General features: G+C 59.2%; 9 protein-coding genes. 5 read left to right on the top strand and 4 right to left on the bottom strand.

Going from position 1 to position 14,044, the window contains the following annotated elements; genetic code table 11:
- Positions 1–17 precede the first annotated feature (17 nt).
- Positions 18–1,466 (bottom strand): nitrogenase molybdenum-iron protein alpha chain, encoded by a 1,449-nt coding sequence (nifD, locus tag ABLU87_RS06075; RefSeq protein WP_014230022.1) that lies wholly within the window; start codon positions 1,464–1,466, stop codon positions 18–20.
- Positions 1,467–1,482: 16 nt separating this feature from the next.
- Entirely contained in the window at positions 1,483–2,364 is an 882-nt protein-coding gene (gene nifH / locus ABLU87_RS06070; RefSeq protein ID WP_004852391.1) for a nitrogenase iron protein, read from the bottom strand.
- Positions 2,365–2,768: 404 nt separating this feature from the next.
- Between nifH and nifJ the strand changes: the two genes are divergently transcribed.
- Entirely contained in the window at positions 2,769–6,284 is a 3,516-nt protein-coding gene (gene nifJ, locus ABLU87_RS06065) for a pyruvate:ferredoxin (flavodoxin) oxidoreductase (RefSeq protein WP_348865947.1), read from the top strand.
- An 18-nt stretch (positions 6,285–6,302) separates the two neighbouring features.
- Here nifJ and ABLU87_RS06060 read toward each other — a convergent pair whose 3' ends face one another.
- The gene (locus ABLU87_RS06060) at positions 6,303–6,614 is read right to left on the bottom strand and encodes a helix-turn-helix domain-containing protein (RefSeq protein ID WP_014230020.1); all 312 of its coding nucleotides are present in this window, start codon (positions 6,612–6,614) and stop codon (positions 6,303–6,305) included.
- A 238-nt stretch (positions 6,615–6,852) separates the two neighbouring features.
- Here ABLU87_RS06060 and fusA point away from each other — a divergent pair, with 238 nt between their 5' ends.
- Positions 6,853–8,955 (top strand): elongation factor G, encoded by a 2,103-nt coding sequence (fusA, locus tag ABLU87_RS06055; RefSeq protein ID WP_128334801.1) that lies wholly within the window; start codon positions 6,853–6,855, stop codon positions 8,953–8,955.
- Positions 8,956–9,060: 105 nt separating this feature from the next.
- On the opposite strand, the gene sbcB is transcribed toward fusA, so the two are convergent.
- Positions 9,061–10,485, bottom strand: coding sequence for an exodeoxyribonuclease I (gene sbcB / locus ABLU87_RS06050; RefSeq protein WP_085520795.1), 1,425 nt, complete (start codon positions 10,483–10,485; stop codon positions 9,061–9,063).
- 180 nt (positions 10,486–10,665) lie between these two features.
- Between sbcB and dacD the strand changes: the two genes are divergently transcribed.
- The 3 genes from dacD (at position 10,666) to sbmC (ending at position 14,022) form a co-directional block, all read left to right on the top strand.
- On the top strand, positions 10,666–11,832 hold the full coding sequence (gene dacD / locus ABLU87_RS06045; protein WP_064404619.1) for a serine-type D-Ala-D-Ala carboxypeptidase DacD: 1,167 nt from the start codon (positions 10,666–10,668) through the stop codon (positions 11,830–11,832).
- Between the two features lie 153 nt (positions 11,833–11,985).
- Entirely contained in the window at positions 11,986–13,422 is a 1,437-nt protein-coding gene (locus ABLU87_RS06040) for a capsule assembly Wzi family protein (protein ID WP_047723374.1), read from the top strand.
- 126 nt (positions 13,423–13,548) lie between these two features.
- Positions 13,549–14,022 (top strand): DNA gyrase inhibitor SbmC, encoded by a 474-nt coding sequence (gene sbmC, locus ABLU87_RS06035; RefSeq protein ID WP_128334802.1) that lies wholly within the window; start codon positions 13,549–13,551, stop codon positions 14,020–14,022.
- Positions 14,023–14,044 lie beyond the last annotated feature (22 nt).

Here is a 14,044-nt window from a genome sequence, read left to right as displayed (position 1 = left end):
GGACAGTGAGTGGGCAATCACGCAGACTTCAGCCACGGCGCGGTGAGTTCGTTCCACGCCGGGTTGTTCAGGGTCATATCCATATCGCGGGCGAAAATGGCGAAACCATCGTAGCCGTGGTACGGGCCGGAATAGTCCCACGAGTGCATCTGGCGGAACGGCACGCCCATTTTCTGGAAGATATATTTTTCCTTGATGCCGGAGCCGATAAGGTCGGGCTTCAGCGCCTTAACGAACGCTTCCAGCTCATAGCTGCTGGCGTCATCGAACAGCAGCGTGCCCTCTTTGAGATCCGGCAGGGTGCGGTCGTAGTCATCGTTATGGGCAAACTCGTACCCGGCGGCGATGATCTCCATGCCGAGATCCTCGTAGGCGCCGATGACGTGGCGTGGCCGCAGGCCACCCATATAGAGCAGCACCTTACGCCCCTCCAGGCGCGGGCGATATTTGGCGATAATCGCCGCCATCTGCCCCTCATACCGGGCGATCACCGCTTCGGCGTTCGCGCGAATAGTATCGTCAAACTGATCGGCGATTTTGCGCAGCGATTCGGCGATTTTGGTCGGCCCGAAGAAGTTGTACTCCATCCACGGAATCTGATGTTTTTCCTCCATATGGCGGGCGATATAGTTCATCGAACGATAGCAGTGAACCAGGTTCAGCTTGACGAATGGGGTGTTCTCCATCTCCACCAGCGTGCCGTCGCCGGACCACTGCGCGACCACCCGTAGCCCCATCTCTTCAAGCAGGATGCGCGAGGCCCAGGCGTCGCCGCCGATGTTGTAGTCGCCGATGATCGCCACATCGTAAGGGGTGGTTTCAAACGGCTGTCCTTCACGATTGTTGAGGATCCAGTCGCGCACCACGTCGTTGGCGATATGGTGCCCCAGCGACTGCGACACGCCGCGAAAGCCTTCGCAGCGTACCGGGATCACCGGTTTATCCAGCGCTTTGCTGCTGGCGTTAGCCACCGCGCTGATATCATCGCCGATCAGCCCCACCGGGCATTCCGACTGAATGGTGATCCCTTTGGTGAGCGGGAACAGCAGCTCCATCTCTTCAATCAGCTTGCTGAGCTTTTTATCGCCGCCGAAGACGATGTCGCGCTCCTGAAAATCAGAGGTGAAGTTCAGCGTGCCGAAACTATCGACGCCGCTGACCCCGGTGTAGTAGTTGCGTCGTCCGGCGCGGGAATACTGGCCGCAGCCGACCGGCCCGTGCGAGATGTGGGCCATATCCTTGATTGGCCCGAATACCACCCCTTTCGAGCCGGCGTAGGCGCAGCCGCGCACGGTCATCACGCCGGGTTGTGATTTGCGGTTAGAGATAATGCACTTGCCGACGCTCTCCATTTGCGGATCGCTGACCATCATGTGCTTTCTGCGCTCTTTTCGCGCGGTTTCCGGGAACACCTCCAGGACTTCCTGGATCAGCGCCAGATTACGTTCGCCCGTTGCGTTGGTCATCATTATTGTCCTGTGCTCAGGCCGCGCTTTCTTCGGCGGCGGTTTTACCAATGATGCTGGTGTCTTCTTCTTCCATGATGCCGAACTCCATCAGCAGCGACTCCAGCTCATCCATGGTGCAGGGTGTCGGCACCACTTTCATGGTGTTATTGACGATCTTCTGCGCCAGGGTGCGGTATTCGTTGGCCTGCTGGCAGGCGGGATCGTACTCGATAACCGTCATTCGGCGGATCTCCGCGCGCTGCACGATATTGTCGCGGGGGACAAAGTGGATCATCTGGGTCCCGAGCTTTTCCGCCAGGGCCATGATCAGTTCGTCTTCACGGTCGGTCTGGCGTGAGTTACAGATCAGGCCGCCGAGGCGCACCTTGCCGGATTTAGCGTATTTAACGATCCCTTTGGAGATATTGTTGGCGGCGTACATCGCCATCATTTCGCCGGAGCAGACGATGTAGATCTCCTGGGCTTTGTTTTCGCGGATAGGCATGGCGAAGCCGCCGCAGACTACGTCGCCGAGCACGTCATAGAAGACAAAATCGAGATCGTCCTCGTAGGCGCCTTCTTCTTCAAGAAAGTTGATCGCCGTGATCACGCCGCGCCCCGCGCAGCCGACGCCTGGCTCCGGGCCGCCGGATTCCGCGCAGCGCACGTCGCCGTAGCCAATTTGCAGCACGTCTTCGAGCTCGAGATCCTCGACCGAGCCGACTTCCGCGGCCATCTCCATAATGGTGTTCTGTGCTTTAGCGTGCAGGATCAGGCGGGTGGAGTCCGCCTTCGGATCGCAGCCGACGATCATCACTTTCTTACCCATCTCCGCCAGCGCGGCGACGAGGTTCTGCGTGGTGGTGGATTTGCCGATACCGCCTTTACCGTAAATAGCGCATTGACGCATGGTCATGGTGACTTCTCCTGTGGTTGAGTGTTTGCCAGCAGAGAAGTGCAGGGAACATACCAGCCGTGCCTTTTTATTTATTTATCTGATTTTTATGGATTTATTAATTCATTGCCGCGCAGGGCGTAAAACAAAACGGCACAATAAGGCGACCAAATGTGGGAAACAGAACAATTCCGCCTGCCGGGGCCATTGTGGCGGTTTGTCGTCTGTTCAACAGCTTGTCGTCCCCTGTGTCTTGTTCCACGCAATCTCTCGGCGCGCTGCGTTGCCTTTATCTTCATAACGCGTTGAATTCGCGCTAACTCTTATGTCACCCGCGAGCTGGCACAGGCTGTGCTTGAGGCAACAACTGGGTTTGCCGCTTATTTGAGGCGGCGAAGATGCCTCTCACCTTCGAGGATTGAACAATGTCCGGAAAAATGAAAACAATGGATGGCAACGCCGCGGCGGCCTGGATCTCTTATGCCTTTACCGAGGTCGCGGCGATTTACCCCATTACCCCTTCCACGCCGATGGCGGAAAACGTCGACGAGTGGGCGGCGCAGGGGAAAAAGAACCTCTTTGGCCAGCCGGTGCGCTTAATGGAGATGCAGTCGGAAGCCGGCGCGGCAGGCGCGGTACACGGCGCGCTGCAGGCCGGGGCGCTCACCACCACCTATACGGCTTCCCAGGGGCTGCTACTGATGATCCCCAACATGTACAAAATCGCCGGTGAACTGCTGCCGGGCGTCTTTCACGTCAGCGCCCGGGCGCTGGCGACCAATTCGCTGAATATTTTTGGCGATCACCAGGACGTGATGGCGGTTCGCCAGACCGGCTGCGCGATGCTGGCGGAGAACAACGTGCAGCAGGTGATGGATTTGTCGGCGGTGGCGCATCTGGCGGCGATTAAGGGACGCATCCCGTTTGTTAACTTCTTCGATGGTTTCCGCACCTCGCACGAAATTCAAAAAATCGAGGTGCTGGAATATGACCAGCTGGCGACGCTGCTGGACCGGGCCGCGCTCGACAGCTTCCGCCGTAACGCGCTGCATCCGGATCATCCGGTCATCCGCGGAACGGCGCAAAACCCGGATATCTACTTCCAGGAAAGAGAGGCGGGTAACCGTTTTTATCAGGCGCTGCCCGATATTGTCGAAAGCTATATGGCGCAAATCAGCGCGCTCACCGGCCGGGAGTACCATCTGTTTAACTACACCGGCGCGGCCGATGCCGAACGGGTGATTATTGCCATGGGGTCGGTCTGCGACACCGTTCAGGAAGTGGTGGATACGCTGAACGCGGCGGGAGAGAAGGTCGGGCTGCTCAGCGTGCATCTGTTTCGCCCTTTTTCGCTGGCCCACTTTTTCGCTCAGCTGCCGAAAACCGTACAGCGGATTGCCGTGCTTGACCGCACCAAAGAGCCCGGCGCTCAGGCCGAACCGCTGTGCCTGGATGTGAAAAACGCCTTCTACCACTACGACGATGCGCCGCTGATTGTCGGCGGCCGCTACGCGCTTGGCGGTAAGGACGTTCTGCCTAACGATATCGCGGCGGTCTTTGACAACCTCAATAAACCGCTGCCGATGGACGGCTTTACCCTCGGCATTGTCGATGATGTCACCTTTACCTCGTTGCCCCCGCGCCAGCAGACGCTGGCGGTCTCGCATGATGGCATCACCGCCTGTAAATTTTGGGGCATGGGCTCGGACGGCACCGTCGGGGCCAATAAAAGCGCGATTAAAATCATCGGCGACAAAACGCCGCTCTACGCGCAGGCCTACTTTTCCTATGACTCGAAAAAATCCGGCGGCATTACCGTTTCGCATTTGCGCTTCGGCGACCGGCCGATCAATTCGCCCTACCTGATTCATCGGGCCGATTTTATCTCCTGTTCGCAGCAGTCCTACGTGGAGCGCTATGACCTGCTGGATGGGTTAAAGCCGGGCGGGACCTTTTTACTCAACTGCAGCTGGTCCGATGCGGAGCTGGAGCAGCATCTGCCGGTCGGCTTTAAACGCTATCTGGCGCGGGAAAATATCCATTTTTATACCCTGAACGCCGTGGATATCGCCCGCGAGCTCGGGCTGGGCGGGCGCTTTAATATGCTGATGCAGGCGGCGTTCTTTAAGCTGGCGGCAATTATCGACCCGCAGACCGCGGCGGATTACCTCAAGCAGGCGGTTGAAAAAAGCTACGGCAGCAAAGGGGCGGCGGTGATCGAGATGAACCAGCGGGCGATCGAGCTGGGCATGGCCTCGCTGCATCAGGTGACCATTCCGGCGCACTGGGCGACGCTGGATGAGCCCGTGGCGCAGGCTTCAGCCATGATGCCGGATTTCATCCGCGATATTTTGCAGCCGATGAACCGCCAGTGCGGCGACCAGTTGCCGGTAAGCGCGTTTGTCGGCATGGAAGACGGCACCTTTCCCTCGGGCACCGCCGCCTGGGAGAAACGCGGGATCGCGCTGGAAGTGCCGGTCTGGCAGCCGGAGGGCTGCACGCAGTGTAACCAGTGCGCCTTTATCTGCCCCCACGCGGCGATCCGCCCGGCGCTGCTCAACGCCGAAGAGCAGGACGCCGCGCCGGCCGGGCTGTTGAGCAAACCCGCTCAGGGAGCGAAGGAGTATCACCACCATCTGGCTATTTCGCCGCTGGATTGCTCCGGCTGCGGCAACTGCGTGGATATCTGTCCTTCGCGCGGCAAGGCGTTAAAAATGCAGTCTCTTGATAGCCAGCGCCAGATGGCGCCGGTCTGGGACTATGCGCTGGCGCTGACGCCGAAGAGCAATCCGTTCCGGAAGACGACGGTCAAAGGCAGCCAGTTTGAAACCCCGCTGCTGGAGTTTTCCGGCGCCTGCGCGGGATGCGGCGAAACGCCTTATGCCCGCCTGATAACCCAGCTGTTTGGCGACCGGATGCTGATCGCTAACGCCACCGGCTGCTCTTCAATCTGGGGAGCCAGCGCGCCGTCGATTCCCTATACCACCAACCACCGCGGCCACGGCCCGGCATGGGCGAACTCGCTGTTTGAGGATAACGCGGAGTTTGGCCTCGGCATGATGCTCGGCGGCCAGGCGGTGCGTCAACAAATCGCCGATGATATGACCGCCGCGCTGGCGCTGCCGGTCAGCGACGAACTCCTCGACGCGATGCGCCAGTGGCTGGCGAAGCAGGATGAAGGCGAGGGTACCCGCGAGCGCGCGGACCGGCTCAGCGAACGGCTGGCGGCGGAAAAAGAGGGCGTGCCGCTGCTGGAGCAGCTATGGCAGAACCGCGACTATTTTGTGCGCCGGTCGCAGTGGATTTTCGGCGGCGACGGCTGGGCCTACGATATCGGCTTCGGCGGTCTCGATCACGTGCTGGCGAGCGGGGAAGACGTGAATATTCTGGTGTTTGATACCGAGGTTTACTCCAATACCGGCGGGCAGTCGTCTAAATCGACCCCGGTGGCGGCCATCGCGAAGTTTGCCGCGCAGGGCAAACGCACGCGGAAAAAAGATCTTGGCATGATGGCGATGAGCTACGGCAATGTGTATGTGGCCCAGGTCGCCATGGGCGCCGATAAAGATCAGACGCTGCGCGCGATCGCCGAGGCTGAAGCCTGGCCGGGACCGTCGCTGGTGATTGCCTACGCCGCCTGCATTAACCACGGGCTGAAAGCCGGTATGCGCTGCAGCCAGCGCGAGGCGAAACGGGCGGTTGAGGCGGGATACTGGCACCTGTGGCGCTATCATCCGCAGCGGGAAGCGGAAGGCAAGACGCCGTTTATGCTCGATTCCGAAGAGCCGGAGGAGAGCTTCCGCGACTTTTTGCTTGGCGAAGTGCGCTACGCCTCGCTGCACAAAACGACGCCGCATCTCGCGGATGCGCTTTTTAGCAGAACCGAGGAGGATGCGCGCGCCCGCTTTGCCCAGTATCGGCGGCTGGCCGGTGAGGAGTAGAGGCCGGCGCGCAGGCCTTTAGCTATCGTGCTGCATGACCTTAAGCAGCGTATCCAGCAGGCCGGGAAAGCGCGCGTCTAAATCTTCCCGGCGCAGCGAAATCAAATTCTCCCGCCCCTGAGGCCGCTGCCAGATCACACCGCTGTCGCGCAGGACGCGCCAGTGGTGGGTCATGGTCGACTTCGCCACATCTTCATGACGCAGGGCGTTACAGCTCTGCTCGCTGCCGTCGGCAAGGATACGGATAATCTCAAGCCGCAGCGGGTTGCCGAGAGCGAAAAGGACATTTTCGAGGCGAATTTGTTCACGTTCGGGGTGATTGGCGATCATAATATTCCTGTGTCGGCGGCGGCGCAGCTCCGTGAGCAGCAGCCCGTATCGGCGGCTGGCCGGTAATATACCGAAACTGCTTTTCTAAAGCCACGCGGGTCGTCGCAGCTTCACCAATAGTAACGATAGCAAAAATAGTTCGAATATACTCGTACAGTTGTACTATGATAGATGCCGTTATATGAACGGCGGCCAATTCCGGCCGCCTGTTAACAGTCACAATGACTAAGGACGCATCATGCCCCGACCCATCCCCCTCGAACGTTATCGCAACATCGGTATCTCCGCGCATATCGATGCCGGCAAAACCACCACCACCGAGCGCATCCTGTTTTATACCGGGATGAGCCACAAGCTGGGGGAAGTACACGATGGCGCGGCAACCACCGACTGGATGGCGCAGGAGCAGGAGCGCGGGATCACCATTACCTCCGCGGCGGTGAGCTGCTTCTGGCCCGGCATGGACCGCAGCTTCGAGCCGCACCGGATTAACATCATCGATACCCCCGGGCACGTGGATTTCACCATCGAAGTGGAACGCTCCATGCGCGTCCTGGACGGCGCGGTGATGGTTTACGACTCCGTCGGCGGCGTGCAGCCGCAGTCGGAAACCGTCTGGCGGCAGGCGAATAAATACCACGTTCCGCGGCTGGCCTTCGTCAACAAGATGGACCGCCCCGGCGCGGACTTTTTCCGCGTGGTGCAGATGATGATCGATCGCCTGAAGGCCAATCCGGTGCCGATTGCGATCCCGGTTGGCGCCGAAGAGCACTTCACCGGGGTGGTGGATCTCATCAAAATGCGCGCCATTTTATGGGACGACGCCACCCAGGGGATGACCTTCAGCTATGCGCCGGTGCCTGACGACCTCGTGGAAACCGCCCGGCTGTGGCGGGAGAAAATGGTCTCGGCGGCGGCGGAAGCCAGCGACGAACTGATGGACAAATATCTCGAAACCGGTGAGCTGGACGAGGCGGAGATCGTCGCCGGTCTGCGCCAGCGCACGGTGAAGGGGGAAATCCAGGCGGTGCTGTGCGGCAGCGCGTTTAAAAACAAAGGCGTGCAGCGGATGCTCGATGCGGTGGTTGAGCTGATGCCGTCGCCGCTGGATATCCCGGCGATTCAGGGCGTGGATGAGAAAGGGCGGCCCGCTGAACGTCATCCGGGGGACGACGAGCCGTTCTCGGCGCTAGCCTTCAAGCTGATGACCGACCCCTACGTCGGACAGCTGACCTTTATCCGCGTCTATTCCGGGACGTTGAAAAAAGGCGATGCGGTGTGGAATCCGGTGAAAGGTAAGAAAGAGCGCATCGGACGCATCGTGCTGATGCAGGCCAACGATCGCCATGAGGTGGATGAACTGCACGCCGGGGACATTGCCGCCTGCGTCGGCCTGAAGGATGTCACCACCGGCGACACGCTGTGCGACCCGGATGCGGTGATTACCCTCGAACGGATGGAGTTTCCGGAGCCGGTGATTTCGCTGGCGATTGAACCGAAAACCAAAGCCGATCAGGAGAAAATGGGTATCGCCCTGCAGCGGCTGGCGGCGGAAGATCCGTCGTTTCGTCTGCATACTGACGAGGAGTCCGGCCAGACGATCATTTCCGGGATGGGCGAACTGCATCTGGAGATTATCGTCGACCGCATGAAGCGCGAGTTTGGCGTCGAGGCGAATATCGGGCGTCCGCAGGTGACCTATCGCGAGACGATCCGCAAAACGGTCAAAGAGGTGGAAGGCAAATTTGTCCGCCAGTCCGGCGGTAAAGGGCAGTACGGTCACGTGGTGCTGACCTTTGAACCGCTGGAGCCGGGAAGCGGTTTCGTGTTTGAGGACGCGACCAAAGGCGGCGTGGTGCCGCGCGAGTACATCCCTTCAGTGGAAAAAGGGCTGCGCGAAGCGATGGGCACCGGCGTGCTGGCGGGCTATCCGGTGGTGGATATCAAGGCGACCCTGACGTTTGGTTCGTATCACGACGTCGACTCGTCGGAGATGGCTTTCCGGATGGCGGCGATATTTGGCTTCAAGGAAGGGGCGCGCAGGGCCGACCCGGTTATTCTTGAACCGGTGATGCACGTGGAAGTGGAGACCCCGGAAGAGTACGCCGGGAATATTATGGGCGATCTCTCTTCCCGTCGCGGAATGGTGCAGGGGATGGAGGAGCGGTTCGGCAGCCAGATTATCCGCGCCGACGTGCCGCTGGCCGAGATGTTTGGCTATTCCACCACGCTGCGTTCAATGTCCCAGGGCCGGGCGACCTACAGCATGGAGTTCCACCACTACGCGGAAGCCCCGCGCAACGTGGCTGAGGCGATTATCGCCAGCCGCGCCAAAGGCTAAGCAACGTTCCCGGGTGCGACGCGAGGCGTCTTACCCGGGCTACGAGTCCTGCCATCGTTTGTAGCCCGGGTAAGGCGTTAGCCGCAACCCGGGAATTTCTGCCAATCAAACAATATCCTGCGCGTACTGCCACAGCGCCTTCAGCTGCGCCAGCTTCTCTTTATCGTCCGCATACTGCTGGTACAGCATCTGCAGCTCATCGGCGTAGGTCTGCAAAAACTCAGGCGTAAAGACCTGGCGACGGTGCTCTAACCAGCGCTGCTGCTCGGCTTCATCCAGCGTGCCGGGATAGTTGCGCGCGCGATAGTTGAACAGCAGGCGCTCGATACGCTGATCGGCGAAGGTAATATCCAGCGCCGGCAGGTTGCGCGGCTCGGTTTCGAGTACGATTTTCATCGCCGCGCGGTCGGCATCGCTGAAAAAGCCGTTATACAGCTGCGTATCGACATTATCGGACGGCACAAACGGCTCCGCTTCGGCAAAAATCGCCACCGCTTTCTCACGTACCTGCGGATTGGCCCGCAGCAGCTGGGCGTTCTCCAGACAGCGCTGGATATTGATGCCCAGCCGGTCGGCATCCTGCGGACGCAGGGTGTTTTGCTGCGCCAGCACCGGGCATTTATTCAGGTGGACCAGCTTGATCGGCACCGCAGCCAGATCGCCCAGCTCGCTTTTCGGCGTATACAGCCGCTCGCGCAGGGTGTCGGCATCGAGCTCCAGCAGGGGGGCGATGTCTCCGGCCAGGTCGACCATAATCACCGCGTTACGGTTGTCCGGGTGCCACGCCAGCGGGGCGACCAGGCTGGTATTGCCGCGCGCCGCGCCGAACATGCCGGAAACATGCACCAGCGGTTTGATTTGCGGCACGTCAATCAGCGTCGCCAGCTTACGCTTGTTGCGGTGGGCGTAAAGATAATCGAACAGGCGCGGCTGCTGGGTTTTCACCAGCTTCGCCATGGCGATGGTGGCGTAAACGTCGGCCATCGCGTCGTGGGCGTTGCTGTGTTCAATGCCGTTAGCGACGGTCAGATGCTCCAGCCGGAAGCTCGGTAAGCCCTCTTCATTTTCCGGCCAGTTGATCCCTTCGGGGCGCAGCGCATAGCATGCGCGCATCACGTCCAGCAGATCCCAGCGGGAGTTGTCGTGCTGCCAGCTCCAGGCGTAGGGATCGTAAAAATTACGATAGAGAATGTTGCGCGTTACTTCGTCATCGAAGCGCACGTTGTTATAGCCGACGATGCAGGTTTTCGGCACCGTGAACAGATCGTGAACGCGGCGGGCGAAAGCGGCTTCGTTGTCCCCCTTGGCGTTCGCCTCCTGCGGCGTTATCCCGGTGACCATGACCGCCTGCGGCTGCGGCAGATAGTCATCGGCGAGCCTGCAGTAGAAGACTTCGGGTTCGCCGACGATATTCAGGTCTTCATCGGTGCGAATGGCGGCAAACTGCGACGGTCGGTCGAGCGAGGGACTGGTGCCGAAGGTCTCGTAATCGTGAAATAAAAATCCGGGCTGGCTGGCGCTATCTTGCATAATCTGTTCATTATTCCTGGTGGCGAGCAGCCTTCATGGTAAACGATTTGCCGGGCCATCAGAAGGGTATCCCCTTTGTCCCGCGTCGGTGATGTCATATTTTCTTGCAATTAAACCCTGATTTGAAACGAGAAGTTCCGTAAAAAGGACGGCGAATCTGTCAATTTAGAGGATATGCCGTTGAAAGGCCGTTTTTTTATTGCTGTATCTTTGCTCGCTGCGAGCGTTTCCTGCGCATTTGCCGCCAATGATTTTCCCGTCAACGTGACGCCTCCTTCTATTCAGGCCGGTTCCTGGGTGCTGATGGATTACACCACCGGCCAGATCCTGACCGCCGGTAACGAGCATCAGCAGCGCAATCCCGCCAGCCTGACCAAACTCATGACCGGCTACGTGGTCGATCGCGCTATCGACAGCCAGCGCATCACCTTTGACGACATCGTCACCGTCGGGAAAGACGCCTGGGCGCAGGGTAACCCGGTCTTTAATGGTTCTTCGCTGATGTTCCTTAAGCCCGGCGATCGGGTCAGCGTACGCGATTTAAGCCGCGGGCTGATCGTTGACTCCGGCAACGATGCCTGCGTGGCGCTGGCGGACTACGTCGCCGGCGGCCAGCCGCAGTTCGTCGCGCTGATGAACAGCTACGTGGAAAAACTGCATTTGCAGGATACCCATTTTGAAACCGTCCACGGTCTGGACGCGCCGGGTCAGCACAGTTCGGCCTACGATCTGGCGGTGCTCTCGCGGGCGATTATTCACGGCGAGCCGGACGTCTACCATATGTACAGCCAGAAGAGCCTGACCTGGAACGGCATTACCCAGCAGAACCGCAACGGGCTGCTGTGGGATAAGACCATGAACGTCGATGGTCTGAAGACCGGCCACACCTCGGGCGCCGGCTTCAACCTGATTGCCTCCGCGGTGGACGGCCAGCGCCGGCTGATTGCGGTGGTGATGGGAGCCGACAGCCCGAAAGGGCGTGAACAGCAGGCGGCGAAGCTGCTGCACTGGGGCCAGCAAAACTTCGATACCGTCCAGGTCCTGCAGGACGGCAAGCAGGTCGGCGTTGAGCGTATCTGGTATGGCGATAAAGAGCAGATTAAGCTGGGGACCGATCAGGACTTCTGGCTAGCGCTGCCGAAGTCGGAAGTCTCGCGCATTAAGGCCAAATACGTGCTGGATAACAAAGTGCTGGAAGCGCCGATCGCCGCCCATCAGCGGGTTGGCGAAATCTCCCTTTACGATGGTGATAAAGTGGTGGCCCACTGGCCTCTGGTGACGCTGGAAAGCGTTGGCAAGGGCGGCGTGCTGTCGCGCTTTAGCGATTATCTGCATCAAAAACTGTAACTTCTCCGCCGCTCCGCCCGGAGCGGCATCTCGTAGCTGTTTGATTATTATGCCGCTTCGGTTGGCGCTTCGTTTACTTTCACTCCATTACCTTACCCGGTCACCCTTCAGGAAAAAGCCTGGCGCTTGTGCGCCATAAATGGAGCTGGGAAGATGAAATACTTTGCGCGTAGTGCGCTTTCTCTGGGACTTTTCACCGTTTTTAGCACTTCTGGTTTTGCCTCCGGCCTCGTTCTGGCCGATAACGAATTCCGCAATGATTTAGCCTGGTTATCCGACCGTGGAACCCTCTCGTTGAGCCTGTCGACCTGGCCTCTGAGCGAAGAGGAGATTAAGCGCGCGCTGGCCAATGCCCATCCGACAACGTCCGCAGAGCGGGTGGTACTGGGTCGGGTAAATCAGCGATTAAGCGCGCTGAAAGCTGACGTGCGCGTTACCGGCTACAGCTCCACTGATAAGCCGGGCACGCCGCAGGGGTTCGCCCAGTCTTACCCCGCCGACCAGTCACTTTCTCTCGCCCTGAACAACAGCGGCGAATGGTGGGATCTGCACCTGCAGGGCAATGTTGAAGGCGACAAGCGCATCAGTAACGGTTCGAGCGTGAACGCCAACGGCGCATACGGCGCGGTTAAGCTGTGGAACCAGTGGCTGGCGTTCGGGCAAATCCCCCAGTGGTGGGGGCCGGGCTATGAAGGTAGCCTGATCCGCTCCGATGCCGCGCGTCCCATGACCGGTTTTCTGCTGCAGCGCGCCGAACAGCGGGCGCCGGAAACCTCATGGCTAAGCTGGATTGGCCCCTGGCAGTACCAGCTTTCCGCCAGCCAGATGAACCAGTACGCAGCCGTACCGCATACCAAAATCTTCGGTGGTCGCCTGACTTTTTCACCGCTCACCTCGCTGGAGCTGGGAGCCTCGCGCGTTATGCAGTGGGGCGGCGAAGGGCGGCCTTCCTCATTCAGCAGCTTCTGGGACGGCCTCACCGGCAATGATAACACCGGCGACTCGGCCGACGATCCCGGCAACCAGCTGGCCGGTTTTGATTTCAAGCTGAAGCTGGCGCCCACCCTCGGCTGGCCGGTGAGCATTTACGGCCAGATGATCGGCGAGGACGAAGCCGGATATTTACCCTCGGCGCACCTCTATCTTGGCGGCGTGGAAGGGCATCACCAGTGGAACAGCAATGCGGTTAACTGGTATCTGGAAGCCCACGATACCCGCTCGAACATGGGCCGTACTAACTACATCTATAACCACTTTATCTATAAAGACGGCTACTACCAGCAGGGCTATCCGCTGGGCGATGCGATGGGCGGCGACGGGCGTTTATATGCCGGTAAGGTGGAGCTGGTAACCGAAGAGAATCAGCGCTGGAGCGCGCGGCTGGTCTACGCTGAGGTCAATCCAAAAAACCAGCGAATCAATAAAGCCTTCCCGCGCGCCGATACGCTGAAGGGCGTACAGCTGGGCTGGAGCGGCGATGTTATGCCAACGGTACGCCTGAATACCTCCCTGTGGTACACCGACGCTAACCACAGCGCCAGCGACGATGTTGGGGCCAGCATCGGCGTTGAGCTACCGTTCAGTTTATAACCGTATGGCGGCGATTTTTTCATCTTCTTGCCGCGCGGATTTGTGAATTGCCGCACATACTGTGGGTGATAGTACTGCTAATTTATGTGTATATACATACAGTATTTTATCAACAGTGGAGGCAGCATGGACTATAACGTTAAATCCGTAGGCAAGAAGAAAATTGCTGGTTTTCATCTGGTCGGTCCCTGGGAGCAGACGGTAAAACAGGGGTTTGAACAGCTGATGATGTGGGTCGATAACAGCCAGGTGCCGGCGCAGGAGTGGGTGGCCGTTTACTACGACAACCCGGACGAAGTCCCGGCGGAAAAGCTGCGCTGCGATACCGCCGTCACGGTGGCGGACGACTACCAGATTCCTGAGGGTAGCGAAGGCGTGATGATGACCGAAATCGCCGGCGGCGATTATGCGGTTGCCCGGGCCAGAGTCGAGAATTTTGACTTTGCGACGCCGTGGTACCAGTTCTTCGAGAGCCTGATGCAAAGCAAAACCCATCAGATGGCGATGAAGCCCTGTTTTGAAGTCTATCTTAACGATGGTAACCAGGACGGCTACTGGGATATTGATATGTATATCGCGGTCGAGCCGGCGGTGAAGTAGAACATTGTCCCTTCGTTTGACA

Origin of the sequence: Klebsiella sp. CB_Kp196, assembly GCF_040061575.1 — a bacterium.
Classification (GTDB): Bacteria; Pseudomonadota; Gammaproteobacteria; order Enterobacterales; family Enterobacteriaceae; genus Klebsiella; species Klebsiella michiganensis.
The sequence above is the reverse complement of the archived record's forward strand: the minus strand, read 5'-3'. Positions and strand labels throughout refer to the sequence as shown.